The organism is Rhizobium sp. CB2179 (assembly GCF_057653455.1).
Map to the genome: position 1 here is coordinate 49,554 of NZ_JBYGKR010000005.1, position 26,849 is coordinate 76,402.

The window sequence follows — 26,849 nt, forward strand, 5'->3', positions numbered from 1 at the left end:
TCGAAGGTCTGTTTAGAGTGAGATGATATGGAAGAGCAGATCAGGAATATCGGAGACCTCAGCATCGAGGAACGGGAAGAGGTCTTGTCGATGTCGCTACGGCCCTCGAGGGCACGGCACGTGAGGCCTTTGCTGAAGGTAACCCGCACTTTGCAGCGCTTTGGGCCAATATGGCGCAAGCAATCCGCGTCAACGCCAATGAGCTGGCTCGTGACGATTTGACAAACACCGAACGTATCTTGCGGCAAGCAGCTGCCATGATTGGCGAGATCTGCATCCCAGGAACTGGCGCTGGTCCTCGTGAGTTTGCGGCTGAAGCCAACCTTCCTGGATCCACAGTTCGAGCTCGGTTACTTCGATCTTGAGGCGATGACGGGATTCACGATCGTCCCCCAGCCAGTTAGCGTTTTCACACGGTCGGGGCCATTTTTCTCGCACGGCGGCGAGCCGTTGGGCCGACGGTGCCGTGGAACCGAGACGGCTGTCAAATCTTTTGCCATTGCTTTGATCGAGATAAGGCAGATGAACACGAAGATAAAACCCGAACGCGCCGAAATCCTCCGTCTTCGCGCCCGCATTGTCGCCGTCGAGCGCGCAACCCTCGCAGCACTCGAACTCGTCCTCCTCCTTAAACCAAAAGAGCTCGAAGCTTTCCTCGAAAGCCGAAGGAAAGAATTATCGCAGAACTATTTGGACGAGACGTTCGCGACGGATTTGGTAGATCCGGCTGAACGAGACTTCGTCGCTGAAGAGGTGGAAAGATTGATGCGTGCGCTTCAATCGGAAATGGATTTCAAGGGTGGAGTTTCAACTCCGGAAAGCGGATGATCAACGCCACGGGCCTATAAGCCGCTCGTACTCTGCTTCCGATACACCGTAGCAACCGTTAGACCGTTTGGCCAAGCCAGCACGGTCAATGATCTCGATTGTGCCCCGGCTGGCCTTGATGAGCCGCTCTCCTTCAAGAATGTGGGTTGCATCAGTGACGCTGGGCCGTCTCACGCCCAGCATCAGCGACAGAAAGTCGTGGGTGAGGGAAAGGGGTGACCCCAGACGATCTGCCGACATCAATATCCAGCGGGCGAGCCGTTCTTCAACGTTGTAGCGGGCATTGGCGTAAGCGGTCTGACCGACTTGCAGCTGGAAGACGTGAACATAGCGCAGGAGAAGCTTTCGCAGGGATTCGCTCTCGTCGATCGCTCTCAAAAGGGGTGCGACCGCTATGCGTCTAGCTGGACCGCCAACCTGCATGAATGTCTTGTGTGGCGTTTGCATGGCGCCAAGGATGACCGGCACGCCGATAAGCCCTTCGTAGCCCTGCGCACCGATCTCGGCCGAGCCGTAAACCTCGTCAGGCATTACCGTCGAACCCAAGCCGCCGTCCAGAAAGTATACGTGGGTCAGCGGTCGCTGGCTCTCTATGCACACATCGCCCCTGTTGAGGGCGACGGGCTCGAGGTGATCCCAAAGCAAATCCCCATCCGCTTGCGATAAGGCGCGGAGCAATAGGTTCGATCGGCCAGCGGGCAATGTAGACAGTTGGTTCATGGTAAAATCGTCGAAATAGCTTTTGGCAGAACGCATGACAGCCATCAAGAGTTCAGTATAAGATTGAAAATGGTCTTCAGTTTTCAGAGGCGACACGTAGCTGTCGGAGGCGTTCGTTCTTCTCCTCGCGTCGTCTGCGTTCCTCTTCAGCGGCTTCGGCCGCGGCCTTGTTTGTTCGCTCGAATGCTTCCGCGCGTTCCTGCACGGTCAGAGTGCGTCTGTCCTGCTTACCATTGGAATGTTCCTTGAGGGTTTTCCGATATATGGGTGGATTGCCAAGCCGCTTCAACACCTTGAGCGAAGTGTCTGGTAGCGTACCGCCCTTGAGCGGGCGCTTGCGAAGGGTGCGATCGGGCCCATCTATGTCGGGCCACCCCATAATCGTGAAGCTCCGCAGATGTCCGCCGGCGTCCGCCTCGATGCTCGCGCGTCGGGGTGAGAGGGCGGCTCCCCTTCTTCCGGTGAGCCCCCTCGGTCCATTTCAGCAAGCTACGGAAAATCATGGCCGCTTACGATCACCTCGTCATTTTTCTGCACGGCATCGGGGCGTCTGGCGCTCAGCTCATGCCATTGGCATCATCCTGGCGAGCACAGCTTTATCCTGTGTGCAAAAAGAGATGAATGAACCGGCGTTCCACTTAGTTCATGACGCGCTTGCCTCGCAACCCTACTCGGTCGACATTCGCGTCAACCACTCTCCGGCCTCCGCCGCAAACGTCGCCGGGATGGTTCGGGCGCTCCCCATCGGGTCGAGCGTCCTTTTTTAACCGCTTCCTGGTGACACGCTCTCATCGCCCTTGTCGGGCAATGCTCCGGCGCCGGGCGTCTTGCTTTCGTCCTGCAGGTGCTCCTTGTCATGAGGACCTGCAGCGGGTTGATCCTGACCGTCGACTGGTTTCTTGCGTGTCTCCTCGATTGCCTGCTCGGCTTTGGTGTCCTGGACAGAGCCGTTCGGCGGCACTTTGAGGGTGCCATCGTTGGAACGGCAGTCTCTCAGAGCAGCCCATTTCCCGACGGCGATGGTCAGGGATGCGGCGTCGTTCGGTGTCCCCGGTGCGAACGACCTTCCAGACCTGCGGAACGAAGCTGCAGACGGAACAGACGGAGGCAATATCCGACAATGAGCGCTATATCCATAATTTCGATCTCCTGACTCCGCCATTCACGGCCGTCGGGAACTATCGCCGCTGATCGGTGTTCCAAAACGCTCCCTCCGCCTCAGGGCGGTTACCGATAATGGATGATGGAATGGATCTAACAAAAAGAGACTGCATCATCGTCGGAGGTGGGCCTGCCGGACTGACGGCGGCGATCTACCTGACGCGCTATCACCTGTCTGTGACTGTTTTTGATGACGGAACCAGCCGGGCAGCCAACATCCCGGTGTCCCATAACCATGCCGGCTTCCCCAGCGGCATCAATGGTGCGGACCTGCTCCGCCGGATGCGCGCTCAAGCCGTCATGTACGGCGCGGAAATCGACGATAAACGTGTGACGGCACTGCGCAAGGCAGAAAAGGATTTCGTCGTCTCTTTCGCCGACGGCTCCTTATCGGCCCGAACGGTTCTCGTCGCCACAGGTGTTGTGAACCGCATGCCGTCGATGCCAAAAGACAAGCACGACGAGGCAGTGAAACGAGGGCTCATCCGCTACTGTCCGGTTTGCGACGGCTTCGAAGTCACGGACAAACGCGTGGCGATCATCGGGCAAGGCTCCCAAGCGTTCAAGGAAGCGGTATTTCTCAGAAGTTATAGCCGTGACATTACTTTGGTGTCACCCTCCGGCGAGCATGAACTCAAGGCGAGCGAGGAGACGCGGCTGCAGCAGCTGGGCATATTGGTGAAGGGTGGCCCTTTCGAAATCGATGTCGAACAAGGCGCGATCGCGATCCGTACAAGCAGGGGCACGCATCGGTTCGACTCCATCTACCCCGCGTTAGGATCGGACGTCAGATCGGAGCTCGCCTTAGGGGTGGGTGCAACGGTTTCGGGGGAAGGATGTATTTGCGTCGACGGTCACCAACGCACAAACGTCCGGGGCCTGTATGCCGCTGGAGACGTGGTGATTGGACTGGATCAAATTAGCCACGCGATGGGCCAGGCTGGTGTCGCGGCCACGACGATCCGGAATGATCTTAGCGATTTGTCAGCATTGATCCGCTGAGCCCAGCGGGCCCGATGCGTATAATTAATTGCTGAGCGACGTTGCATGAGTGTCAAGGAAGTCGCACCTCAGCCATATTAGCGACGAAGGCTGGCCGACGCGTTCCGAGAACGCGGCGGATGGACGTCAATAGGTGCTCCTGACCCGATTCGCGTGGGGTGACAAGTTCTGGCCAGACGCAAAAAAGGGCGCTCGTCGAGCGCCATTTTCCATTCTGGTTGGGATCGGGCTGCCTTGTTCCCCTTAACATTCGCGGACGCTTCGGCGAGCTGCGTCAGTTTCTGGTCGGTCACTTCTTCCTCGCCAAGGTTGGCTTGCAAGAGCGGTACGGCGTCTTTAAGCCCCAGCTGCTTCGCCCATGCGAACAGCGTGCCGTCGCGGGCGATCTCGTAGTGTTCTACACCCTGTGCAGACGAAATGAGACCAGCGTCGAGGGCCACGGTGCCGTTGTATTCCTCCATGATCTCCTGGACTTCGGCGATAACACCCTGGATGGCTTCGCAGGTCTTGCCACTCAAACCTGCCCCGTCTTAACTAAGGCGGGGCTTTTCTTGGCGTTTCGCCGATCGGCTTCGACATTCCAGGAGGTTGGATGAGCGACACCGATAAGCCGGCGTTCCGCATCGATGGCCGATATCACTGTCAATGATGAGACGCGGACGATGGCGCGTTTACCTGCAGCGAGTGAAGGCTATCAAACTTCATGATCAGCAGCGTGACCAGTTCCTCGCGCGTCCTATGTCCTTCATTATAGAGGTCGACGGCCGCGCTGCAAAGCAGCTGCATTGATTGTTCCGTCGGCGCAGCGTGATTGTGCCGGTACCAAGTCTGGACGGCATCGGAAAGCACGTTTACGTCGTCCATCTGAAGTGAGAGATTGAAGTCCGCCATCTCATGCTCCTTGAGCGTCGCAACAACTCGCCCGGACCGCGATAGGAAAACTGGTACTGCATTAACCTCCCAAGGACAACCATCAGTACGGTTGCGAACGGTTGCCGGGAGCCTCCGCCAAGTCAGCGGCGATCCGCTTCTCCAACGATTTGTACGGAACCGCGCAGGAACCGGTATCGCACGCGCCCGGTTAGAAAGGCGGATCGCGGGAGGGGAAGCCATGTTTCCTTGCACAACGCCCTTTGCACTCTCCGCGATCCACCCTCCCAGGGGATGGCCGCGCGGAGGCAAGGTTGTTTGGTGTTTCCTCTCATCCAATGCCTTCGGGCTCTGCGCGGCCTCCTGATTTAAATCTGCCGACGAAGGAACAAGAGTGGCCGCCGAGAGTAAGGCCGATGGGCCACGCATCCGTTTCCTTTTACGCGGCCTACTCCTCCAAACTTCCCCAACTCGCCCCGCCTTTTACGCGGGGCTTTTTTCTGAGTCTCATGCGGCTAGGTTTGAATGTGGTCGATCGACAGCCCGGGTGGAACAACTTTGCTATCGAGAGGTTCGGTGGGATTCTCGTTGGTGGAGCAAACCATGCCGAAGTATTTTTTCCACATCCGCCGGAACGATGTCTTCGAGGAAGATTTAGAAGGCATCGACTTGGCTTCGCCTGAACAGGCACGGGAGGAAGCGGTCGCGGCCGCTCGCGAAATCGTGGCGGAGGGGATCCGCAGGGGCGATCCGGCAGACGGAGCGACTTTCGAGATCATGACCGAAGAAGGCTCGCTGGTCGCAACCGTTCCTTTCCGGTCGGCTGTCGGCCTGGAATAGCGCCCTCGCGCAAACGGTTTCAATTGTCAAAACCGCACAGAGCCTGAAGCCTTCGAACGAAAGGAGTAGGTTCTCGTTTTACCATTCGACGGATGGTGCGATGTTATGACAGAATTGCTGCAGAGGCGAGTGAATAACAGATTGTTGCGGCGGTTTCCGGAGGATGCCTTCGAGCTTCTGGCGCCGTTCCTCGAACCCGTCGATCTTCCTGTCAAACGCCCACTCATGCTGCCGCGCAAACCGATCGAGCATGTCTGCTTTATCGAAAGCGGCCTCGCCTCGATGGTCGCCGAAAGCGCCGAGGGCAGAAGCCTCGAAGTCCGCCACATCGGCCGCGAAGGGATTGCCGGATACCCCGTTATCCTCGGCGTGGATCGGACGCCCAATAAGACCTTCATGCAAGTGTCAGGCCACGGGCTTCAGGTCGCTAAGGAGGATTTTCTTCCGACGCTTGAGAACGCGGATGTGCGGCAACTGCTGCTGCGCTATGTCCACACCTGCGAGCTGCAGCTTGCCCACACGGCGCTGGCTGCGGCGAAATTCAACATGCATCAGCGCCTAGCGCGCTGGCTGCTCATGTGTCACGACCGCATCGAGGGCAATGATCTGCCGCTTACGCATGATTTCCTGGCATTGATGCTGGGTGTCAGGCGAGCCGGCGTCACCGATGAGCTGCACATCCTTGAAGGCATGCACGCCATCAAATCGACACGCGGCAACGTCCGCATCCTGGATCGCGACATGCTGATCGAAATCGCCGGCGGCTGCTATGGTGTGCCGGAGCAGGAATACGAGCGGCTGATTGAGAACTCGCCGCAGCCGTCGGCTCTGCCCGTCCAACTAAACGGCAATCGCCATCATCATACGCTTTGAGCAGCCGCCCCAGGGCCCAAAGCTTGCACCGACCCGCACCGCGCGTAATATAATCCCACGTCGTCCCCGCGCGCGCCATCTCCCAAAACTGACCCAACAGTGAGGGTTCCTTTTTGAGCACTCCCACTAAGGGCATCCCAGGGGTATCGCTAAGGAACCGAGCGTCGGCGGCATAAAGGATCGCACCGACATTCATTGTTCGGCCCTCAGATCGTATCGGTTCGGCATGCGCAAGCATTCCGTCTGGCAACTTCCGCGAACTGGGCACAGGCTTAATAGCCCGGTCCCGGAGAACCTCACCATATGCATGCAACCAGTCTGCGAGTTTGCGATGAAACCAAATCGCAGCAATATATGGCGTCTCATGCGTGCTCCGTGATTAATGAGCGATCGGCAAAGTAACGCGATGGCGTGGTCCCAAGCGCCTTCCTGAACATGACGATGAAGGCTGTCGTGGATTCATACCCCAAGTCTCCTGCTACCCGCTGGACTGTCGCACCGCCGGCAAGTTCCCGCAGCGCGATGACCAGATGTAGCTGACGCCGCCAACGGCCGAAGCTCAATCCTGTCTCTTGGACCATAAGCCTCTTCAACGATCGCTCGCTCACCGCGACATGCTCAGCCCATTCGCCAAGGGTTCGGCGGTCGCTCGGGTCTGCCAAAAGAGCCGCGGCGATCAGGGCGATCTTTGGATGGTCAGATACGGGCAGCTCCAGCCTCTCCCGCGGCATCAGCGCGAGCTCATCGAGCATGACCCGCACGAGGCGATCGACATGAGCGTCGCGGGCGTGATTTTCCGATAGGTCCGCTACCCGGTGTATCATCTCCCGAAGCATCGGCGATACCGAAAGCGTGCAGCATACAGCCGGAAGCATGGCCGCGCCGGGCTCGACAAACAGGTACGTTAGACGAGCATTGGACGTGACCTGATTGCTGTGAGGAACGCCACCTGGTATCCAAACTCCGCAGTCGGGCGGAACGATCCAGACCCCACTTTCCGCTCTGCAGGTCACCGCGCCATGGAGCGCCAGGATCAGTTGACCCTGCGGGTGCTGGTGCTGCACCCCCTCGGCTTCATAGTCGGCGAAGTCCATCCTGATCGCCATCGCAGGCCCATGCAAGAGGCTTAGATCTATCGCGGCACTGCAGGGTGGCTTATTCGAAGGTTGGCCCGATTTCGAGATCATATGGCATTATCTCCACTTTTGCTCGCGGGGCAATCCTTTAGGCTCCTGGTTTAGCAACTCTCAGGAGATCACCCATGCGTATAGCCGTGGTTGGCGCGACCGGCAGGATCGGTGCCAAACTTACCGAGAACCTCTTGGCCAAAGGCCATTCAGTCAAAGCTCTTTCAAGAGGAGGGCCGGCCCTCGATGACCTTGTCGCGAAAGGAGCGGAATCGTTCCTTGGCAGCTTCGATACGGGTGCTGGTGAACTTAACGCGTTCTTCGAAGACGCTGACGCTGCGTTCCTCATGGTCAAAACCATCTGGGGCTCGGAGGACCTCCATGGGCACTACCCTACGGTAGCGCTTCGGTTTTTCGACGCCCTTCGAGATTCCCCTGTGAAATTGGCCGTGAGCCTGACCGGAATGGGATCCGAGGTCAGCGGAAACACCGGCCATTTTCAGGGCTTTCATATCCTGGATCAGATCCTCAACCGACTACGCGACATCAAAGTGGTGCACCTGCAGGGTGGCTGGTTCATGCAGGACCTTGCCGGGTGGACCGACTCCATCGCGCAGCACGATAGGATCGGCTGGTCGCTTGACCCAAACGTGAAAACTCCTTGGATTGCCATTCAGGACATCGCGGATCTCGCGGCGAAAGAGTTCGACACGCCGACTGACCAGCACCGATCCGTAAAGCAACTGGGCATCGATTACACGATGACCGAGATCGCCGCGATTATCAGCCGGGCACTCGCTAGAGAGGTGGACTATCGCTTCATCGATAGGAGCGATCGCGAGGTCGAGGCGGTATTCCGGGAGAGGTTCGGAGCTCTCGGACGGTGGGTCTACGATAACGACACCTTGGCTGCTCTTAACGATGGGCGTGTAAAGTTTCACAATGATCGTCCTGCACTGCGCACCACAATGGAAGAATTCGTCAAAGACACACTCCGGCCGCTGATCGAGAAGGCGCGGACGGATGGCGTCAAACCAGAGACCTTCCTAACGTGGAGCTCACATCGCTAGAGCTTTCGGAGATTCCGCAGCGAGCGGGCAGTGGTGGCTGAGCCAATGACAACGATCAACTTCTCGGCGCGTTTGAGAGCCTGATCGTTGATGAATTGGCGACCGATGAAGCGGCTGGAATCTGCCGATGAAGGTCAGGCATTCTCGGTGAGCCGCCGCCCACTTTGGACGTGATTGCGCAGTTTCCATCTACACCGCCGAAGGTTTCTTCCGGATCAACGGCTTCGCTAATAGTAAACACGTCGGCGGTTAGACCCCGTTCAAGGCGGCTGCCATGGACCAGGGCCCAGGTCGTTCCAATCATCGGTGGCAGTAAGGATCTGCATCCAGGCCGCCGCATCCGGCGTCGCGGCCAGCTATACGTTTTGAGGCACGTCCACAGCCTTATCACGGGACGATGTTTTAATCGTCTGACCGATCCTGAGCAGAAAGGCGGCGACATATGGCAGCGAGGCGGGCACCCACATCAACAACCCGGCCAACTGCTGATCTTCGAGGGGCGTGAGACCGTAAAGGTCGGTGGTCAAAAAATGCGGGCTGAACAGAGGGTGTGGAGTGAGCGTCAGAAATGCCCCAAGCATCGTCATCTGCAATATCGTGCCACCGCAGATGGCGAGCGCACTGCCTGAGGCGCGTCGCGGGTAGAGGATTTCACGCCAAAGCCACAGGGCCGACAGAAGGAGAGGGATTTCCATTGCCCAATAGGCAAAATTGCTGGAGAGAGCCCAGGCGTAGGGAAGAGGCAGATGCCAGAGCCAGACCATCACTGTGTGTACGACGAATGCGGCCATGGATGGAAAGCGATCAAGCGTAACAGATGATCCAAAGAAAAAGCGCCAACCGAGCGGCGCAGCAAGCGATACCAAGACAATATGATGGAAGGCCCGTGCCGAGAAGAGGGCGGAGCTGAAGGCACATAGGGGCGAGACAAAGGCGAGGACACAAAGACCCATGAACAGGGCCCACTGACCCACCCGGTCTTCCGCCATAGCTCGGCGCCATGTCCACAGCGCCACTAGAGCGATTGCCGACAGCAGGATTGGGTCGAAGTTCCAGTCCGCCATCAGGGCCTCAGGTGCTGGAGCGTTACCGCAGTAGGGTTCGAGCTGGAAGGTCATGATAAAGCCATCACCGGACAATTGACGAGGAACCAACGCTCGGCCGAATTGTTCCAGGCTTGCCAGTTGCGTCGAGCTGGGAGCTACTATGTGTGACCATGTCAAATCGAAAGAAACCTGCGAAGGCCGCGACTTTACCGGACAAGCTGTTCACTGGCCCGTTCCGGCAACAATATGGCGCTCTCTGTTTTCGGCGGACTGAAGGCGCCGCGATCGAGATACTGGTCATCACTTCGCGCGACAGCGGCAGATGGATCATTCCGAAGGGGTGGCCGATGAAGCGAAAGAAACCATACGAGGCTGCTGCGATCGAAGCCTGGGAAGAGGCAGGCATTCGCGGTGCCGTTCATAAGAAACCCGTCGGCCGTTACACCTATCTCAAGGAACTGGATGACGGAGACGTCGCGCCATGCGTCGTTGAAGTGTTTCAGATCGAGGTCCACGAGCTGAATGCGGACTTCAAGGAACAAGGACAGCGTACGCGTGAATGGGTCAGTCCGGATGAGGCTGCGAGGCGTGTGCGGGAAGTGGAACTGAAGTCAATGCTCGCGGATTTCAGGCCAAGGACAGGGCGAAAGATGCAAGCCGAATGATCGCGACTAGGCCGCGCTCAGAACGGAGAGATCTCAACGAAATGTCGCGTCTGCGGGAACCGGCTGCCTAAGAGAGGGTTTTCGCCTCAATGTGGAGGTCTCAACTATGCGCTGGCGTTCCTGGTTGACGGATTTAGGCACATGGACTGCCAGCCCCATCGCTTTTGCCATTGTAATTTTCTATGGGATCTCCTGGCTCATCTTCAGCCCCGAGACGCTGGAATGGCACGGCCTGGCCACGCTGATCACCTGGATGATGACGCTTTTCATCCAGCGGGCGGAACATCGGGATACACAGGCAATCCATGCCAAGCTCGATGAACTGCTACATGTGCATGGCGATGCGAAAAACGAAATCACCCAGATTGACGAGAAGGAGCCAGAGCAGATCGAGCGCTTTCGGGCAACACATACCGAATCGGAGTAATGGGTATAGCTGGAATGTGTCGCTGTGGCATAATTTTAAACCGTCTGTCTATTCGAAGACATCCACTCGGCAGGATGTGGGATAACTCGGGAGCGAAGGACCATCGGTGAAGACGCGAGTTCGGACAATTTTATTGGGGGCCGCTCTTACTGTTGCAATGCTCGCCGCTGGCGCGTGGCTCATCACCAAACCAAATATCCCTTTTGAAGAGAATGATCCGGCGTTCGTGAAGCCGGGCGATCCTGCTCGTGGCGAATTGATATTCGCCGCAGGAGATTGCTCATCGTGCCATGCGACACCTGGGCAAAAGCATCGGTTGCAACTCGGCGGCGGCCTTGCGCTCGCCTCGCCGTTCGGCACGTTCCGGCCTCCCAATATCTCGCAAGATGCGAAGGACGGAATTGGTTCGTGGACCGCCGCCGATCTTGGCAACGCGCTGATCGGGGGCGTCTCTCCCGACGGACAGCATTATTATCCGGTCTTTCCCTATCCAAGCTACACCGGAATGACGGTGGACGATGTTCGGGACCTGTTTGCCTATCTGAAGACTCTACCAGCAGTGTCGGGCGGCGCGCCGCCCCACGACCTCGTCGCACTCTTCCGCATCCGGCGGTTCGTCGGCTTCTGGAAGCTGCTGTTTTTCGACGAGGGAAAGTCCGAAGCCGTGCTGAGTGGCGATCCCATCCATGACCGAGGCGCCTATCTCGCCGAAAGCGTTGCCCATTGTGCCGAGTGCCATTCGTCGCGCAATGTCTTTGGAGCGATCAAGCAGGCGACGCGATATGCCGGGGGTGAGGATCCTGAAGGAACGGGGTTCGTTCCGAACATCACGCCCGCGCGTATTGGCGATTGGTCTCAGGCCGATATTTTCGAGGTTTTGACCAGCGGCAACACCCCGGACCACGGGCGCGTCGGATCCTCCATGGCCGACGTTGTCACTAACACCGCCAAACTCCCCGCAGGTGACCGCGATGCCATTGCAACTTACATTAAGTCGCTGCCAGCACGACCGACACCGCAGCCGTAGTCACTGCCCGTAAAGATAGGCAGCCAAGTCCCGCGCTTCGGCTTCTGAAATACCGGTGTCCGGCATCGCCGTTTTGGCATCGAACGCACTCGGCGCCACAATCCAGTGGACAAGCGCCTCCGCGTCATTATTCGCGACTCCCGCTAGGTAGACGCGCTGGCGTATGTCGACCAGTGGGCCGCCGACCTTGCCGTTGGCTCCCGCGATGCCGGGAATCGTATGGCATCCGGTGCAACCATAACGCCGGAAAATCTCAGGCGCACGGGCGGGATCGCCGCGAGCAAGTAAACTTGCGACTTCTGTCCTCTGGTTGCGATCTCTAACCTGGTACGTGAGGACCCCCGCCGCGAGCCCGAGCATCGTGACCAGTAACAGAACTACGATCTTGACGGGAAACCCTTCGCCGCTCATTTCTGTCTCCGGCACCGTTTCGGATCAGTGTTGACAAGGGTTTATTATAAAAGTGGCCGCGGCCTGCATCGCCAAGGCAAACGCAAATGCTGATCCCGCGAGAACGCTGATCGTTCTGATGAACGTATCTGACCTCGATTTCGGGCTTCTAGGTGCCGCCAAAGGCGCCAGAACACCGACAACCGCCAACAGTGCTAGAAGCACCGTGGCCATCACGGACCATGGCCTGCCCATCCGGCAGTCCACATAGGGCATGACTTGGCCAATCTGTGTGCTGACGGCCCAAGCTAGTGGGGCGAAAACCAATCCTCCAGCGACTGCGATGGAATATCTCATAGACGCGGCACCCAATAAAGACAGAGATAGAGCGGAACCCACGTTGCGACAACAAAGTTCCAGTACATGACGTTGTCCTCCACATCGCCATAGCGCCTCGGATTGTCGCCGTGCCGCGTGAACATCAGGCACATCAGAACCAGCGTGTCGATCAGATCGGTCAGGATGTGGGTGGTGTGCAGTCCGAGCAGCACCCAGGTGATCGAACCATAGGCGTTGCTGTCCCACATCACGTGGAGGGCCGGGAACTCAAATACCCGCAGGAAGAGCGGGGCGACGCCGAGCAAAGCCATGACGATCAGGCCGATCCGGACCTTTTTTAGCTCTCTGCGTTCAGCCCAGCGCGCCACCAGCACGTTCGGTATTACGCTGACAGCGAGCACAGCGGTCAAAAGAGTGCCAGGCAGCAGATCAGGCGCCGGCGCGTTGATCGGCCAGACGCTGGCGATGCTCATCAGGTAAAGGTAGACGACTATTCCGAGAGCAAAGCCGGTCCCTTCGATCAACATGAACGCCAGTGTTCCCCACCAGGTCGGGCTGGCGGTGCCGGAGCCGTGCAATGGCAGGTGCGAGACATCGAGAACCAGGCGCTCTTTCATGACTCATCCTCCGGGTCGCCCTTTGGCCAAAACCAGCCGGTCAGGGCGATTGCGATCGGGATTGAACCCCAAACGACCGCCCATGGCGAGAACATCGACCATATCAGCATGATCGACGTCGCGATGGCTGCAATGAGTGGCCAGATCGAATTGGTCGGAGAGGACTCCCGTGCTTCAGGCTCGGCCTCGACGACGCCACTGACGATCAGTTCCCGTCGGTCCAGCCGCATTCCGCTGACCACCGGCAGATCCGACGAGCCTGACCATAACGGTTCACGCTGGCTGACAACCGGGATGCGCCGGAAATTATAGGGGCTGGGAGGTGAGGTCGTTGCCCATTCCAGCGTGGATGCGTTCCATGGGTTCTCTTCGGCAACAGCGCCGGAGCGCGCACTGCGGACAACGTCCATGAAAAACAGGAGAAATCCTACGGCGAGAATAAAAGAGCTGAGGCTGACGAACAGGTTCAGACCGGCCCAAGGCATCTCGGGCTGATAGGTATAGATACGACGCGGCATACCGAAGAGACCGAGAAGATGCATCGGGAAGAACGTCAGGTGGAAACCGGTGAATATCAACCCGAATACCCAGCGGCCGATCCGTTCGCTCATCATCCTTCCGGTGAATTTTGGGAACCAGTAATAGATCGCTCCAAGCAGCGGGAAAACAGAGCCGCCAACGAGGACGTAATGGAAATGCGCGACGACGAAGTAGGTGTCGTGCGCCTGCGTGTCGAATGGCACCGACGCCACCATGACGCCAGTCAGTCCGCCAAGCACGAAGGTGATGATGAAGCCGATAATGAACAGCATTGGTGACTTGAACACCGGTCTTCCATCCCACAGTGTTGCGAGCCAGCAGAAGATCTGAATGCCGGCGGGCACGGCAATAGCCATGCTGGAGGCCGTGAAAAAGCTCTCGCCAAGTCGCGGTAGGCCGACGACGAACATGTGATGCACCCAGAGGCCGAAGGCGAGGACGCCCGTCGAAATCAACGCCATCACCAGGGCCAGGTACCCAAACACCGGCCTGCGGGCGAACGTCGAAATCATCGTCGACACCATTCCCACCGCCGGCAGGAAGATAATGTAGACTTCCGGATGGCCAAAGAACCAGAAAAGATGCTGCCACAACAGGACGTCGCCGCCCTCGGCGGGATTGTAAAAATGGGTACCAACCAGACGGTCGAGAATCAAGGTGCTGCTTGCAAACATGATCGCCGGCATCGCCAGGATCACAAGGAATGAGGTGACCAGCATCGACCAGACGAAGAGCGGAATTCGATCCAGGGACATTCCCGGTGCGCGCTGCTTGAATACGGTAACAACGATCTCGACAGAGACAGCAAGCGCCGAAACCTCCGTGAACGTGATCATCTGCGCCCAAATGTCAGCTCGCTTTCCGGCACCATATTGGGGGCCGGAGAGGGGGACATAGGCAAACCAGCCCACGTCGGGACCGACGTCCAGCGCGAATGCGATCCATAACAGCAGGCCGCCGGCTAAAAATATCCAGTAGGAAAAAGCGTTGAGGCGCGGAAAGGCGATGTTGCGGGTGCCGAGCATCAGCGGCACGAGATACACGCCCATGGCCTCCATCACCGGTACGGCAAACAGGAACATCATGTTGGTGCCGTGCATCGTGAAAATCTGATTGTAGCGATCGGGACTGATATAGCGCGCCTCGGGCGTGGCCAGCTGGAGGCGCATCGCCATCGCCAGGATGCCGCCAAGTAGAAGAAACACAAAAGCCGTGATGATGTAGCGCCGGCCGATGATTTTGTGATCGACGGTCGAAAGCGCGCCCCACAAGCCTGTTGGCGTTTTCCAAATCTGATGAAGCCTGAGGTCGATCACCTCGTCGCCAAGATCCACATCGGTCAGCGGGGGAGGATCAGCGCTCATTTGAGACTTTCTAGGTAGGCGGAGACCTGTTTCAACTCTTCCCCGGAGAGCGGCACGAGCGGCATGTTGTTGCCGGGCTTGAGCGTCTGCGGGTCGGCGATCCAAGCAGCGAGGGACCCGCGAGTATTCGGCAAAAGCCCTGCCGCGATCGTCTGCCGGCTTCCAACGTGCGTCAAGTCAGGCCCGGTTACCCCGGCCGCCGATGTGCCGCGAATGGTATGACAGGCGGCACAAGGCTTGCTCATGAACACCGTTTCGCCGGCTGTGACCTGTGGATCTGCCGGCGGGAGCCGTTCACGCTGCTGCCCCTGCACCCATTGCCGATAACTCACCTCGTCTTCAGCAATGACAAGCACCGCCATGTGGCTGTGCTGCAGCCCGCAATATTCCGCACACTGGCCGCGATAGATTCCCGGTCGATCAGCATGCAACGTCAGTTCGTTGATCCGGCCCGGTATTAGATCCAGCTTTCCCGCCAGGCTCGGAACCCAGAAAGAATGAATGACGTCGGCGCTCTCCAACCGTAGTTTCACAGCTTGTCCGACAGGGATGTGCAGCTCGTTGGCCGTCTTGAACTCTCGCCCCGATCCATCATCGGGATAGATGAACTGCCACCACCACTGCTGACCTCGCACGGTGACGGTCAACGCTGTTTCGGAGGCTTCGCCAATCTTGCGCGTCGTATAAAAACTTATGATCGTCAGACCGGCGATGATGAAAGCGGTGGCCGCCACCGCTCCGGCGACAACTTTACGCGCTTTCTGGTCGTTGCCAGCAACCCCGCGTCCGTCACGCGGTCGTAGCAGGGACCATGCCAGCACCAGCATCACCAAAAGCCAGACAACAGCGCAGACCACGACAATGACAACGATGAGCTGTTTCAGGGCGGAAGCCGATGCGCCGGCTGCGTCAAGCGCAGACTGCGACCCCGTACAGCCTGAGAGACAGAGAGACGCAAGGGACGGGCCGATGATCGAAGAGCGCGTCAAGGCGATGGCCCCTGATCAGGGTGCGCGCCGGCGGGCCCCTCGTCGAAGAGAGCCGCGGCCGGTGCGCGGTTCTCGGACGGCCGGGTGTTCTTGTCGTCATTGCGACTGGGCGCGGTCGTTTTTGCCGAATAGGCGCCGATCGTTCTCACATAGCCGGCGAGCTGCCAGATTTCATCGATCGTCATCTTGTCACGAAAGGCAGGCATTCCGTGGGGCCTGCCATCGCGGATGGATGCTACGACCGAGATCATCTCAGGACCGTAAAGCCACCATCCGTCCAGAAAAGATGGGCCGGCCGCACCCCGGCCGTCGCCGTGGCATGCCGGACAGCCAAACCAGGAATAAAGCCGCTTTCCCTGGCTCAAATCGTAAGCGGTACTTTCGTATGGCTTTCCCAGCTTGAAATAGATTTCTGGCGGCGCTCCGCTGATGTCATTCGGCATCAATCGGATCTTCTCGAACTCGGCCGAAAGCGGCGGATCCAGGCGCAAGGTGCGGCCTTCTCGTGCCCAGCCCACGAGAGCGCCCGCGCCGACGACAACGGCGCCACCAAGTGCGATGGCTATAGCTGAACGACGATTACCTCGAACACTGCCCATGGAAAGCTTCCCGTGCCGGATCAGTCCTTCGGCTGCTGCTGTGACCTGGTGACGAATACCGGAAGCAGCTTGTAGGACGGCGTCTTCGACTGGGCATCGTGGTGTCCCAACGGAAATAGCGGGTTGCATTCCGGATAGTATGCCGCGCAGCAGCCTTGCGGAATATCGTACTCGACGACCCTAAGCGCGCCTACCTGGCGCGCGGTCGAGTGATCGATGGCCGTGCGCAAATCGACGCTGTCGCCGTTGGCGAAGCCGAGGCGAGCGACGTCATCGCGATTCATGAAAACGACTTTGCGTGTTCCGTTGACGCCGCGAAACCGATCGCTGTAGCCGTAAATGGTCGTGTTGAACTGGTCGTTCGATCGCAGTGTCGACAGATGCAGGACGTCTTCTTGCGCGCCATCGATTGCAAATTCAGGAAACAGCCGGTCCGGCGTCAGGAAGTTGGCCTTGCCCGTCTTGGTAACCCATTTCCGTTCGCGCGCTGGCAGGGGCCGAGCGAACCCACCCGGCTGGAACAGCCGCTTGTTGAAGTCGCTGAACGTTTCGGGATAGGTGCGCTCGATCGCGTCTCTGATCCGGCTATAGTCGTCGATCCATGCATCCCAGGGGACGTCACCACGGTCCAAGGTGGCTTTCGCCAATCCGGCAATGATCGCTGGCTCAGATCTTAGATGGCTACTCGCCGGTGTCGCTTTGCCGCGCGACCCATGGAAGTGTGCGACTGAGCTCTCGATCGATACAGCCTGTGGACCGGTGGCCTGGTTGTCGATCTCCAACCGCCCCAGACAAGGCAGCAGATACGCGATCTCGCCGTGGAGCACATGGCTGCGGTTTGGTTTGGTCGCGATCTGCACCGTCAGGCGCAATTTCCTCCAGGCCGCCTCCATCGCCTCTGTCTCCGGCACGGCACGCAGAAAGTTACCGCCGAGGCCAATGAAGGCACGCGCTTGGCCATCGAGAATTGCTTTGCAGGTGTCCACCGTCGATCGGCCCGTCCAACGCGGCGGTTCGAATTTGTACAGCTCGGACAGCTTGTCCAGGGGCACGAGCCCCGGCTTTTCGGTAATACCGACCGTTCGTTGTCCCTGGACGTTGGAGTGGCCCCGAATGGAGCAGATATTGGCGCCTGGTTTACCGATGTTGCCACGCAGGAGCGCGAGGTTGGCGATCATATGGATGTTGTCGACGCCCATCACGTGCTGCGTGACACCCATCCCATAGGCTATCAAGACTGCCTTGGCTTTTGCATAAGTCTGTGCCGCATGCGTCATCTGCTCCCGTGTGAGACCGGAAACTCGCTCAAGCTCCGCCCAGCTATAGGACCGGGCCGCATCGGCAAACTGTTCGAAACCGGTTGTGTGCTCCTGGATGAAGTCGTGGTCGAGGACATGCTTCTTGTCGGCAGCTGCAATCGACGCGGCAAATGCGATCGTTCCGGCCTCAGATGGGTCATCTGGGATGTCGTCGTTCCCGGCGATTTTACTTGTTCCTGACGCTTTGAGCGCATCGTCGGCCTCGATCAACGCTTTGCACACGCCAAAGAGCGCTGCGATATCGCCACCATTCTTCACCTGATAGTATTCCGACGAGATCAGTGTTTCCTTCGAGGACAACATCTCGGTTGGCGCCTGCGGGTTCTTGAAACGTTCAAGGCCCCGTTCCCGCAGCAAATTGAATGTAACGATCGGAACGCCGCGGTGTACGGCATCCTGCAGGTCATGCAACAGCCGGGGCGAGGACGTCCCGACATTCTGGGCGATATAAAATATGCAGTCGGTGTTCTCAAAGTCCGAGAGGACCGCCGTTCCGACCGATGCTCCGATACTTTCGGGCAAAGCCACCGAGGTGCTCTCGTGACACATGTTGGAACAGTCGGGGAGATTGTTGCTGCCGAACAGTCGTGCGAAAAGTTGATACATATAAGCCGCCTCCAGAGAGGCGCGACCGGACGTATAAAAGTCGACTTGTTGGGGCGTGAGGGCTCGAAGTTCTTTGCCGATTTCGGCGAATGCCACGTCCCACTCGACCGGCTCATACTTATCAGTTTCCGCGTTCCACCGCATCGGCTGCGTCAACCGACCCTGTTCCTCAAGATCATGGTCGCGCCAGGCTTCTAGCTCCCTCAGCGTATGCGCGGCAAAGAAGCCGGCATCCGCCCTGCGGTTTGTTACCTCCCAGGCGGTAGCCTTGGCGCCGTTCTCGCAAAATTCCAGCGGATGCGTCTTGGCGGGCTTCGCCCACGCGCAGCTGACGCACATATAGCCTTCGGGCTTGTTTTGCTTGTCCAGCAAGGCGGCGCCGCTCGCCGGGATATGCTCACGGAGCAGGATCCCGGCAACTGATTTTGCGGACCCCCATCCACCGGCCGGGCCAGTGTATGGCTTGATCGAGGGTTTGTCTTTCGGATGTGCTGTCATGATCGCTCCCAAACTATCTAAAGCTCTCTGAAAACGACAAGTTCCTTAGTGCGTGCTTTTTTCGCTCCCGGCCGGCTATTTCGCCAAATATTGATCCAGCGCTCGGTGTCCGCGCCCGGAAAGGGCGTCAATGTAAGCCCGAACATCTATCGATCAGCCATTCTCGCGCGTAGGCGTTGGTGATTTTAGCGATAGCCGTCGGAAGCCGGTTGAAACCATGCGGCCCGGCCGGAACGATGCTTAACGATGCGTTTCCGTTTGCGTCTTGCCAAGTGCGGAACATCTGAATGCTGTCATCGACGATGGGATCGAGCTCGCCCGCGATGAACAGAGCCGGCGGGAGGCCCTCGAGCTGCGCATGTAACGGCCCATCCCGTTCATTCCAGGGCAAACTGGAACGTAATCTTTGTAGATTTCGAAGAGCAGCGGGAGCGTCCACGATGAGGGAGGCGCTATTGGCGCTCCTGAGGCTGCGCGATCCCTTGAAATCAAACGCGCCGCATGTCGAGATAAATCCCCAGAATGCTTCGACCATTCCCCGGTCCCGCAGACGCAGCAAGGCCTGGGCGGCAAGGTGAGCCCCAGATGACTCACCGCCCAGAACAATCCGTCCGACGCCGAGATCTGACAGGTTCCGGACCACCCAGTTCAGAGCGATTTCACAGTCGTCTATGGCAAGGTCGACGCGATCATCGAGGGCGTTACGAAAATCGACAGCGACGGCGATGAGTTGGCACTCTTTAGCGACACGTGACGTGATGCCATCATCGAGGCGGGCATTGCCGAGCACCCACGCGCCACCGTGAAAGTGCACATAAACACCTCTTGGCGCTCCATCGGGCAGGAGAAACCGCAAGCCGACGCTACGTTCGCCGGCCGCGATGCTTCTGCTGAAAACGCGGCAGTCGTGAAACAGGCGCGATGGAAAGACGGATTGCAGCCCCAAGACTATGGCGTTGGCGACTTTCGCATTCCACCTGCGATCGGTGTAGTATCGTGGAAGTAAATGCAGAAGCGCGTTCAGCCGCTGAGCGCGGGTGACATGTTTTTCTTCAAGGCGGCCGATCAAGTCGCAGGCGCGTGAGCTCATCCGGCTGCGCCTTCTTCATGCATCGGCGGTCCGACTTCGTCGAGGTCTACCGGTTGGGGAGGTGGCGCGCCTGCATCACAGCCTTGGAATTGTACAGCGAGGCTATGGTCGCCAAGGCGGTCCTGCATCATGCCGGCCATCACGTTGAGAGAAGCCTCGACTCCATGCCTGGCCTCGAAACTGCGACACGCTTCCTTGAGTGCTCTGGCATCAGCGTTCATAATCTCATGCCGTCAGGACGACCTTGATGCAGTTGTCCTTCTTGTCCCTGAAAGTCTCGTAGAGAGCCGGGCCGTCTTCGAGCTTCGCCCGATGCGTGATGATAAAGCTCGGATCGATCTCGCCTTCCTCGATGCGGCGAAGCAAATCGAGTGAATAGCGGTTGACATGGGTCTGACCGGTGCGGATCGTCAGTCCCTTGTTCATTGCGGCGCCAAAAGGAATCTTGTCGAGGAAACCGCCATAGACCCCAGGAACCGAGACGATCCCGGCGGGTCGGCAAGCCATGATCGCGGTTCGTAGCGCATGCGGGCGGTCAGTTCCAAGCAGGGTGGCGGCCTTGACCTTGTCGACGACGGCATCAAATGATGCTGTAGCATGGGATTCCGCACCAACAGCGTCGATGCACTTGTCGGCGCCATGACCCCCGGTCATCTCCTTGATGCGGTCCGGGATTGTGCCGTCCACTTCGTCGAAATTGATGATCTCGGCTCCAGCCGACTGCGCCAGCGCCAGACGCTCCGGAACATTGTCGATGGCAATGATCCGCGCGGCACCCTGCATCAGCGCGCTTTTGATGCAAAACTGACCGACCGGACCGCAGCCCCAGACGGCGACGATATCGGTGGGTTCGATCTCGCAGTTGGCTGCGGCCATCCACCCCGTCGGAAAAATGTCGCCTAAAAACAGCGCCTGCTCATCGGTCATTCCATCGGGAATGACGATTGGAGAAACGTCTGCATAGGGAACACGCACATACTCCGCCTGACCGCCGGCGTAGGCGCCCGTCAGATGCGAGTATCCGAACAAGCCGGCGGTTGGATAGCCAAACGCCTTGGTGGCGTTATCGGCATCGCGGTTGGTGCGTTCACAAACCGACCAGTTGCCTCTGAGGCATTGCTGACATTCCCCACAGCAGATGGTGAACGGCACCACCACCCTGTCACCAACCTTCAGCTTCTTGTTGTCACGTCCGACCTCAACGACCTCGCCCATGAATTCGTGGCCGAGCACGTCGCCCTTTTCCATAAAGGGAATGTAGCCATCCATCAGGTGCAGATCTGAGCCGCAGATGGCGCAGGCGGTCATCTTGATGATGGCGTCGCGCCCATCTTCGATCTTGGGATCCGGAACGCTGTCGCAGCGGATGTCGCCCTTGCCATGCCAGCACAGTGCCTTCATCGATAAGCTCCTTGTAAGTTCAATTGATCGCGGCCGTTCCTTCAGCACGGATTTGCGTGGTGATAGCAAGAATGAGCGCAACAACCCCGATTGCGTAGACCGGCCAGCGCGTATCCATGGGAAAGGGAAAAAGCCAGGGTGAGAGCAGCATTGCTACGCCAAAGATAGCATCAAGCAACGAACGGATCCGTAGGAACCGCACAGCGTCAATTTCATGGTCGGTCAGGAGCCTGTAGAGCACCATAATGATGCCGAGCGCGATAAGCACCATTCGAGGAGTGCCATTGAGTTCGAGAAAAAACGGCAGGCCGATCACAAAGGACCCGACGACATAAGCAATTCCATGAAGCATGGTCGGTACGAAGCGCATTGTTCCCCCTATCCTTTCTGGCCTTCAAACTTCCAAATGAGGCGCTGGTTCCCGCTTTTCAGGGAGCTTACGGATCCGCAAAAACTCAGCTACGCGTGGTCCCCCGATGGCGGGAAGTGGCTTGGGCAGTTTTTGTAGGATTGTAATCTGCTGTCCACCATGATCGTATATCACCTTGCAGCGACGGCTCCTGACGCGGTGGTTTCACCGAGCGCCGAAATTACGGCGGCCCTTGCACGCGAGATACGGCTTTTGATCGTGCCGAGTTCGCACCCGCACACCCCGGCGATATCCTCGTAGCTGTCGCCATTTGCCGCCATCAGCAACACCTGGCGCTTGTCGGCGTCGAGAGCTGAAATGGCTTTATCGACTTCCCCCGTGCGCAAAGACCATTCCTGGGTCGATTGTACCGCCTGCCCGGATGTAGCGACTTCCATGTCCGCACAGAGGGTAAATCTCTGGCGGATCTTGTATTTCGTGCAATAGGTGTTGCGGGCAATCGTGAACAACCAGGATTTTACGTTGGTCCCGGGCCGAAATTGATCAATGTGAGCGAGCGCCTTGAGCATGGTATCCTGCGTGAGATCGTCCGCATCTGTCACAGATCGTTCGAACCGCATCGCGAACCGGTGCACCGCCGGCATTAACGCAACGATTTCCTTTTTGATCTCCGCACCCGTTCCACCCAGTCCGCTCATGTTTTCTCTCCTCGTGGTCGAAGAAGAATGAGGATGGAAGCTACGCGTTCCCGCTCGTTCGGGAACAGTGCGGAACCGTACGGGCGATTCCAGCGGCGGGAAGGCGTAACGTTTCACCACGACCTAGACTATTGCTGGGCCGCGTCGAACATCATCCTGAGGATGGCGAAGACACAGAGTAGACAGACCAGCCAGGTGAAGGCCGAGTTCAGAAACAGAAGGACGAGCTTTCTCATGTGTCCATGGACGTAGTCTTCGATGATCGTCCGCATGCCGATATCCATGTGGACGGCGCTGAGAAGAATGAAGGCGAGGAGGGCGGGGCCAATCCAGAAGCTGCCGATCGAAGCAACGACAAAGTCGCGATCTCTTCCAAGCAGATAGATCCCGATCCCGATCAAATAAGGGGTCAAGATGCCCAATGCCAAACCCGATGCTTGTTTGAGAACGTAAGGCCGGGTGCCTCCCTTCGCGGATCCCAAACCCCGAACGCGTCCGAGCGGTGTCGTCATCGTGGTCCTCCCAATTCGCAAGCGTCCTCTTGCGTCGGCTCGCTGTTGAACCAATTCACCTTTCAAGCAAAGCGAACTTACTTGACCGAAGGTCTTCGCCGTATTCGCTCACCTGCCTTGCTCACGAAGGTCGCGGCCCCTGTTTTAACGACCTGAAGGTCGGGCCGGTCTTCAGGATGAGCAATGGCATGCTCATCAAACTCTAGCTCGCGCTGGCTATCACCATGGTCAGAAATGACTGGGGGTGCAGCTAAGGTTTCAGAGGGTCCCGCGCTGGGCCGTTCCTCCGCCGCCCGACAGTGCTCAGACTGCTTTCCGGCCGGTCGGCCCGCTGCTCCCCGGATCCGATTAGCGCGTCGGCCGATGACATCATCTTGACTTGCCATTCCTTCTTTCTCCCCTGGTCGATCATCAACGTGAGACTATCGGTCTACCGGTAGGCGTCGTTTCCGCTCTTGTCAGGCTTTGCCGGGTCGAGCGCATACGGTCGTCCCTCAGGCACGGCAATTGCTGAAAAATTCGCGGCAAGCTCGTGGAGACGCGCACGCATGTGTTCGCCCCGAACCGGCTGGCCGTGCCCCGTGATGACCAGTTCCGGTTCCAGACTAGCCAGCATGACGACCGAGCGTTCGGCCTCGTCCCAATCGGGTGTCAGGTAGCGCGGTGGCCCGTGCATCTCCGGTTTTTGCGTCAGGACCTCGTAGACGGATTCCTGGCCTGTCGTGACGATCGCGTCGCCGGCTATCAAGGTGCGGTAACTTTCACGCCACAACGAGATGTGACCCGGCGTGTGCCCTGGCGTATGCAGCCACTTCCATCCCGGCATGGCTGGTACACTCCGATCCGGCGGCAGCATCTTCAGCCACCGACCCACATCGACGGGGGAGCGTGGAAAGAGGGGTGACAACAGCGCCATCGCGCCACCGCCGACAAAGGCATCGGCCGGCGGATAAGAAGCTTGTCCGTTTAAATATGGAAACTCGAGAGGATGCGCGTAGACTGGAACGTCCCAATGCTCCGCGAGCCCCTCCAGGGAGCCGGCGTGGTCGAAATGGGCATGCGTCATGACGATCGCAGACGGGCGTGTATTTCGTCCGAACCGGGCTTCCGCCGTCTCGACGATTGTATTCTTCGACGTCGGCAGACCGGTGTCGATCAACACCCAGTCATTACCCTTTGCAGGGTCGCCGTGAAAAATCACATTGACGATCGACATCAGGCGGTATGCCAGATCAGGTGCAAAGACCCGTGCTCCAGACGCGCTTTCCGCAGTCGGCGCAATATCGTCGGTCTCAAGTGAAAGCTGAACAACCATCTAGATCTCCTTCGTGAGCGCAACGAACTCCGCGACGAGGGAGAAGTTCCCTCTGCTCATTCTTCGGAAGGCGCAAACAGGAGGGAACCTGATCGGCTGTCGCTTGTTTGCGGGCTTCACAACGAAGGAGAGCTCCATGTTCTACACTGACGGTAAGCTGCAATATCCTGTGACAGACGCCGGCGGATTGCCGGCGTCTGTCAATGAAGAGCGATGAGCAACGCGGCACCTCTGCGCTCGTTTGGTGGGCACTAAGCGTGAAGCGCGGGAACTCGCAAGCCCGACAGAGGTTCGTGGGGAAAATATACATGAGGTCTCCCATGAATGAGATTATTGACGCCGATTTCTGCGTCACCTGGCAATCGCCTGTCTTCGTCCGGATCGGTAACGGCATGCGGGAACGTCTCGACAGCCCCGATGCGGCATTGGCGGCGCTTCTCCATCGCTGGCCATCAAGCTATGGTTCCGAATACGAAGTTGCTAAGCGCCGATGTGTCGATGCGATTGCAAGTCACGGCAGCCCGGAGCTTGCCCGCAGAGCGTTCGTAGAAGCGGCGGTCGCTGCCAAGTTGCGCGCATGACAGGCTTGGAGAGGCGACCCACGCGAAGCTTCCCTCTGTCCGCTGGCCTGCTTCTGGGCTTGGGACTCGGAGGTTTCTTTGATGGAATTGTCCTCCACCAGCTTCTGCAATGGCATCATATGCTCAGCTCATGGTATCCAATCGCCACGATCGAGAACCTCGAACTGAACACCTTCTGGGACGGCGTCTTCCATTCCGGTACATACGTCTTCGTGCTCGCCGGGCTTTTTATTTTGTGGCGGTGCGGCCGCCTCAGCCATTTCCGCTGGTCGACGGGCGATCTTGTCGGCACCATGCTCATCGGCTTCGGAGCGTTCAACCTCATCGAAGGCGTCATCGACCACCATGTCCTCGGCCTGCATCACGTCAATGAGATGGCTCCCCGCGGGCAGTGGCTATTCTGGGACCTCGGTTTCCTTGCCTGGGGTGGGGCGATGATAGGCGTTGGGTTGTTGATCATGAGGCGGCTCCATGACTGAGATGCTGCGCGAACTCCGCACAGCGGCGATCTGGGCGGCCTTCGGTCTTGGCCTCCTCTTCGCGACGCGACCAGTGTGGTCGTTTCTCCTGTTCGGCCCCCTGATTACCCTGGAAGACCTGCTTTCATTGCGCTGCCTCGGGCTCCCGACATAAAGAGTCGGTTGAATAAGCGATATCGGCGAAGCAGTCGAAAATTTTTTCGATGAACGTAAATGAAGATCGAGCTACCATCGGTGCAGAATGCCGCTCCTCCCGCCGTGTGTATCATCGGCGGCGGTTTCGGCGGTCTCGCGTGCGCAATCGAACTCGGTGCCGCTGGGGATATCAAGGTCACGCTCGTTGACCGACGCAACCATAATCTCTTTCAGCCGCTCCTTTATCAGATCGCCACTGCAGCCTTGTCGCTGGCCGACATCGCCGAGCCCATTCGTAAGATGCTTGCACGTCTCAAAAACTTCAACAAGATCATGGCTGAGGTGTCGGCTCCATCCTCGCGTAGCGTATCACTGTCCGATGGCGACTCGCTCTCCTATAACAAGCTCGTCCTTGCGACAGGTTCTGACTAGAACTATTTTGGACACGATGTTTGGCGGACGTTCGCGCCCAGCCTCAAGAGCATCCATGAGGTGCGCCAGATCCGCCATCGGCTGCTTCTGGCTTTCGAGCGAGCGGAGCGGGCGAAGAGCGAGGCTGAGAAGCAGGCGTTGCTCGCCAGTTATTGGCGGGGGACCCACAGGCGTCCAAATGGCGGTCGCGATTTTTGAGCTCGCTCACTTCATGATCAGCCCCGACTTCCAAAACTTGCAGCCCGACGATATGCGAGTGATCCTGGTTGGGGCCGGACCACGTTTGACGAAACGGCAGGGGAGACCGGCGCCGACCATCATCTCGCAGCGGCTGATGGCGTTAGCAACAGGCCAGTTGATCGCGTACGACCATAATCTTAATATTCGCCCCGAGGGAGTCTAAGTTCGCGATCCGCGATGTTGAGGGCGCATACCGGGCGATGGCCCCGGGGTGTGCTGATGCAAAGCGAGCGGGGCTCGCTGGCGAGGCTATTCCCATCATCGCAGCGCTTTATGAGGTCGAGGCCACTTTGATATCCCCCCGCGATCAATGACGTCGACGACTTGCCGCCCCGACCGGCGCAGCGCGACATCGACCGAGCAATTCGAAAGCCGCAGGTTCCGCGGCGTGATGCGCCGACCTTTTTCGGAATCTTCAGTTTTGCCATGACGGGCTCCTTTCGAGCGGGAGACTCCAGCAATGCACCTCAAGTTCCTGCGCTAAGTTCAATGGCAGCTAAACTGCTGTCGGTTCCGCTTGAAATCATTTCATAACCAGGTCGCTCGCCGGCTGCATCGCCGAAGAACTTCAGAGGGCCACGCCAGCCAGAGCCGATATCATGATAGAGCCCTACTGCTCATTTAGCGAAATCGCTTGCCGGACGTAGGGCGATTTAATGACGCGTTGCCCGATGCAAAC

General features: G+C 58.3%; 31 protein-coding genes and 2 pseudogenes. 14 read left to right on the forward strand and 19 right to left on the reverse strand.

The window, feature by feature from the left end:
• The first annotated feature begins 27 nt into the window (after positions 1-27).
• Positions 28-365, forward strand: a pseudogene (locus tag AC244Q_RS33790) (hypothetical protein).
• Positions 262-828, forward strand: a complete 567-nt coding sequence (locus AC244Q_RS33795) for a hypothetical protein (RefSeq protein ID WP_245460731.1) — start codon at positions 262-264, stop codon at positions 826-828. The pseudogene AC244Q_RS33790 and the gene AC244Q_RS33795 overlap by 104 nt, the downstream one beginning before the upstream one ends.
• Here the strand turns inward: AC244Q_RS33795 and AC244Q_RS33800 are convergent, their stop codons facing one another.
• From AC244Q_RS33800 to AC244Q_RS33810, 3 genes are all read right to left on the reverse strand, one after another.
• The gene (locus tag AC244Q_RS33800) at positions 829-1,593 is read right to left on the reverse strand and encodes a Crp/Fnr family transcriptional regulator (protein ID WP_012760481.1); all 765 of its coding nucleotides are present in this window, start codon (positions 1,591-1,593) and stop codon (positions 829-831) included. It lies immediately after the preceding gene.
• 31 nt (positions 1,594-1,624) lie between these two features.
• Positions 1,625-1,927: a hypothetical protein gene (locus tag AC244Q_RS33805; RefSeq protein ID WP_128408226.1), complete on the reverse strand. Its 303-nt coding sequence runs from the start codon at positions 1,925-1,927 to the stop codon at positions 1,625-1,627.
• A 384-nt stretch (positions 1,928-2,311) separates the two neighbouring features.
• Positions 2,312-2,509 carry a hypothetical protein gene (locus AC244Q_RS33810; RefSeq protein WP_003555350.1) on the reverse strand — a complete coding sequence of 66 codons (198 nt, stop codon included), beginning with the start codon at positions 2,507-2,509 and terminating at the stop codon, positions 2,312-2,314.
• Between the two features lie 287 nt (positions 2,510-2,796).
• Here AC244Q_RS33810 and AC244Q_RS33815 point away from each other — a divergent pair, with 287 nt between their 5' ends.
• Positions 2,797-3,711: an NAD(P)/FAD-dependent oxidoreductase gene (locus AC244Q_RS33815; RefSeq protein ID WP_003555351.1), complete on the forward strand. Its 915-nt coding sequence runs from the start codon at positions 2,797-2,799 to the stop codon at positions 3,709-3,711.
• 227 nt (positions 3,712-3,938) lie between these two features.
• Here the strand turns inward: AC244Q_RS33815 and AC244Q_RS33820 are convergent.
• Both AC244Q_RS33820 and AC244Q_RS33825 read right to left on the reverse strand, forming a co-directional pair.
• Positions 3,939-4,238 (reverse strand): annotated as a pseudogene (locus tag AC244Q_RS33820) (YciE/YciF ferroxidase family protein); the annotation flags it as partial.
• 115 nt (positions 4,239-4,353) lie between these two features.
• Positions 4,354-4,602 (reverse strand): hypothetical protein, encoded by a 249-nt coding sequence (locus AC244Q_RS33825; protein ID WP_128408166.1) that lies wholly within the window; start codon positions 4,600-4,602, stop codon positions 4,354-4,356.
• A gap of 504 nt (positions 4,603-5,106) precedes the next feature.
• Here AC244Q_RS33825 and AC244Q_RS33830 point away from each other — a divergent pair.
• Together AC244Q_RS33830 and AC244Q_RS33835 are read left to right on the forward strand one after the other, a co-directional pair.
• Positions 5,107-5,421 (forward strand): DUF6894 family protein, encoded by a 315-nt coding sequence (locus tag AC244Q_RS33830; RefSeq protein ID WP_409934801.1) that lies wholly within the window; start codon positions 5,107-5,109, stop codon positions 5,419-5,421.
• Between the two features lie 105 nt (positions 5,422-5,526).
• Complete coding sequence (locus AC244Q_RS33835; RefSeq protein WP_026157731.1) at positions 5,527-6,294, forward strand: Crp/Fnr family transcriptional regulator; 768 nt, start codon at positions 5,527-5,529, stop codon at positions 6,292-6,294.
• 362 nt (positions 6,295-6,656) lie between these two features.
• Here AC244Q_RS33835 and AC244Q_RS33840 read toward each other — a convergent pair whose 3' ends face one another.
• The gene (locus AC244Q_RS33840; RefSeq protein WP_012760476.1) at positions 6,657-7,481 is read right to left on the reverse strand and encodes an AraC family transcriptional regulator; all 825 of its coding nucleotides are present in this window, start codon (positions 7,479-7,481) and stop codon (positions 6,657-6,659) included.
• Positions 7,482-7,555: 74 nt separating this feature from the next.
• Here AC244Q_RS33840 and AC244Q_RS33845 point away from each other — a divergent pair, with 74 nt between their 5' ends.
• Positions 7,556-8,491: an NmrA family NAD(P)-binding protein gene (locus AC244Q_RS33845; protein WP_128408063.1), complete on the forward strand. Its 936-nt coding sequence runs from the start codon at positions 7,556-7,558 to the stop codon at positions 8,489-8,491.
• A gap of 356 nt (positions 8,492-8,847) precedes the next feature.
• On the opposite strand, the gene AC244Q_RS33850 is transcribed toward AC244Q_RS33845, so the two are convergent.
• A complete protein-coding gene (locus tag AC244Q_RS33850) occupies positions 8,848-9,609 on the reverse strand; it encodes a cytochrome c oxidase assembly protein (RefSeq protein WP_032997101.1) in 762 nt (253 codons plus the stop codon).
• 98 nt (positions 9,610-9,707) lie between these two features.
• Here AC244Q_RS33850 and AC244Q_RS33855 point away from each other — a divergent pair, with 98 nt between their 5' ends.
• The 3 genes from AC244Q_RS33855 (at position 9,708) to AC244Q_RS33865 (ending at position 11,656) form a co-directional block, all read left to right on the forward strand.
• Positions 9,708-10,202, forward strand: coding sequence for an NUDIX hydrolase (locus AC244Q_RS33855; protein ID WP_003555358.1), 495 nt, complete (start codon positions 9,708-9,710; stop codon positions 10,200-10,202).
• Positions 10,203-10,308: 106 nt separating this feature from the next.
• Positions 10,309-10,629, forward strand: a complete 321-nt coding sequence (locus AC244Q_RS33860) for a low affinity iron permease family protein (RefSeq protein ID WP_003555359.1) — start codon at positions 10,309-10,311, stop codon at positions 10,627-10,629.
• A 157-nt stretch (positions 10,630-10,786) separates the two neighbouring features.
• A complete protein-coding gene (locus tag AC244Q_RS33865; protein ID WP_041935877.1) occupies positions 10,787-11,656 on the forward strand; it encodes a c-type cytochrome in 870 nt (289 codons plus the stop codon).
• Here AC244Q_RS33865 and AC244Q_RS33870 read toward each other — a convergent pair whose 3' ends face one another.
• The 12 genes from AC244Q_RS33870 to AC244Q_RS33925 form a co-directional block, all read right to left on the reverse strand.
• Entirely contained in the window at positions 11,657-12,067 is a 411-nt protein-coding gene (locus tag AC244Q_RS33870; protein WP_003555361.1) for a c-type cytochrome, read from the reverse strand.
• A 332-nt stretch (positions 12,068-12,399) separates the two neighbouring features.
• On the reverse strand, positions 12,400-13,002 hold the full coding sequence (locus AC244Q_RS33875; RefSeq protein WP_003555362.1) for a cytochrome c oxidase subunit 3: 603 nt from the start codon (positions 13,000-13,002) through the stop codon (positions 12,400-12,402).
• Positions 12,999-14,906 carry a cytochrome c oxidase subunit I gene (gene ctaD, locus AC244Q_RS33880; protein WP_222017507.1) on the reverse strand — a complete coding sequence of 636 codons (1,908 nt, stop codon included), beginning with the start codon at positions 14,904-14,906 and terminating at the stop codon, positions 12,999-13,001. Before ctaD ends, AC244Q_RS33875 begins: the two co-directional genes overlap by 4 nt.
• Positions 14,903-15,895: a cytochrome c oxidase subunit II gene (gene coxB / locus AC244Q_RS33885; RefSeq protein WP_003555365.1), complete on the reverse strand. Its 993-nt coding sequence runs from the start codon at positions 15,893-15,895 to the stop codon at positions 14,903-14,905. Before coxB ends, ctaD begins: the two co-directional genes overlap by 4 nt.
• Positions 15,892-16,494 carry a c-type cytochrome gene (locus AC244Q_RS33890; RefSeq protein WP_012760471.1) on the reverse strand — a complete coding sequence of 201 codons (603 nt, stop codon included), beginning with the start codon at positions 16,492-16,494 and terminating at the stop codon, positions 15,892-15,894. Before AC244Q_RS33890 ends, coxB begins: the two co-directional genes overlap by 4 nt.
• A 20-nt stretch (positions 16,495-16,514) precedes the next feature.
• A complete protein-coding gene (locus tag AC244Q_RS33895) occupies positions 16,515-18,917 on the reverse strand; it encodes an FdhF/YdeP family oxidoreductase (protein ID WP_003555369.1) in 2,403 nt (800 codons plus the stop codon).
• A gap of 127 nt (positions 18,918-19,044) precedes the next feature.
• The gene (locus AC244Q_RS33900; RefSeq protein ID WP_128407293.1) at positions 19,045-20,007 is read right to left on the reverse strand and encodes an alpha/beta hydrolase; all 963 of its coding nucleotides are present in this window, start codon (positions 20,005-20,007) and stop codon (positions 19,045-19,047) included.
• Positions 20,008-20,232: 225 nt separating this feature from the next.
• Complete coding sequence (locus AC244Q_RS33905; RefSeq protein ID WP_128407292.1) at positions 20,233-21,408, reverse strand: zinc-dependent alcohol dehydrogenase; 1,176 nt, start codon at positions 21,406-21,408, stop codon at positions 20,233-20,235.
• 19 nt (positions 21,409-21,427) lie between these two features.
• Positions 21,428-21,778 carry an SPW repeat domain-containing protein gene (locus AC244Q_RS33910; RefSeq protein ID WP_003555372.1) on the reverse strand — a complete coding sequence of 117 codons (351 nt, stop codon included), beginning with the start codon at positions 21,776-21,778 and terminating at the stop codon, positions 21,428-21,430.
• Positions 21,779-21,948: 170 nt separating this feature from the next.
• Positions 21,949-22,476 carry a sigma-70 family RNA polymerase sigma factor gene (locus tag AC244Q_RS33915; RefSeq protein ID WP_012760466.1) on the reverse strand — a complete coding sequence of 176 codons (528 nt, stop codon included), beginning with the start codon at positions 22,474-22,476 and terminating at the stop codon, positions 21,949-21,951.
• A gap of 128 nt (positions 22,477-22,604) precedes the next feature.
• Entirely contained in the window at positions 22,605-22,988 is a 384-nt protein-coding gene (gene sdhD / locus AC244Q_RS33920) for a succinate dehydrogenase, hydrophobic membrane anchor protein (RefSeq protein ID WP_128407291.1), read from the reverse strand.
• Between the two features lie 430 nt (positions 22,989-23,418).
• Complete coding sequence (locus AC244Q_RS33925; RefSeq protein WP_128407290.1) at positions 23,419-24,303, reverse strand: MBL fold metallo-hydrolase; 885 nt, start codon at positions 24,301-24,303, stop codon at positions 23,419-23,421.
• Between the two features lie 320 nt (positions 24,304-24,623).
• Here AC244Q_RS33925 and AC244Q_RS33930 point away from each other — a divergent pair, with 320 nt between their 5' ends.
• The 5 genes from AC244Q_RS33930 (at position 24,624) to AC244Q_RS33950 (ending at position 26,333) form a co-directional block, all read left to right on the forward strand.
• Positions 24,624-24,884, forward strand: a complete 261-nt coding sequence (locus AC244Q_RS33930; protein WP_128407289.1) for a DUF982 domain-containing protein — start codon at positions 24,624-24,626, stop codon at positions 24,882-24,884.
• Entirely contained in the window at positions 24,881-25,363 is a 483-nt protein-coding gene (locus tag AC244Q_RS33935) for a DUF2243 domain-containing protein (protein ID WP_128407288.1), read from the forward strand. Before AC244Q_RS33930 ends, AC244Q_RS33935 begins: the two co-directional genes overlap by 4 nt.
• Entirely contained in the window at positions 25,356-25,517 is a 162-nt protein-coding gene (locus AC244Q_RS33940; RefSeq protein WP_003555379.1) for a hypothetical protein, read from the forward strand. Before AC244Q_RS33935 ends, AC244Q_RS33940 begins: the two co-directional genes overlap by 8 nt.
• 59 nt (positions 25,518-25,576) lie before the next feature.
• A complete protein-coding gene (locus AC244Q_RS33945) occupies positions 25,577-25,930 on the forward strand; it encodes an FAD-dependent oxidoreductase (protein WP_245460582.1) in 354 nt (117 codons plus the stop codon).
• Positions 25,931-26,108: 178 nt separating this feature from the next.
• Complete coding sequence (locus AC244Q_RS33950) at positions 26,109-26,333, forward strand: hypothetical protein (RefSeq protein WP_245460580.1); 225 nt, start codon at positions 26,109-26,111, stop codon at positions 26,331-26,333.
• Positions 26,334-26,849: the final 516 nt, after the last annotated feature.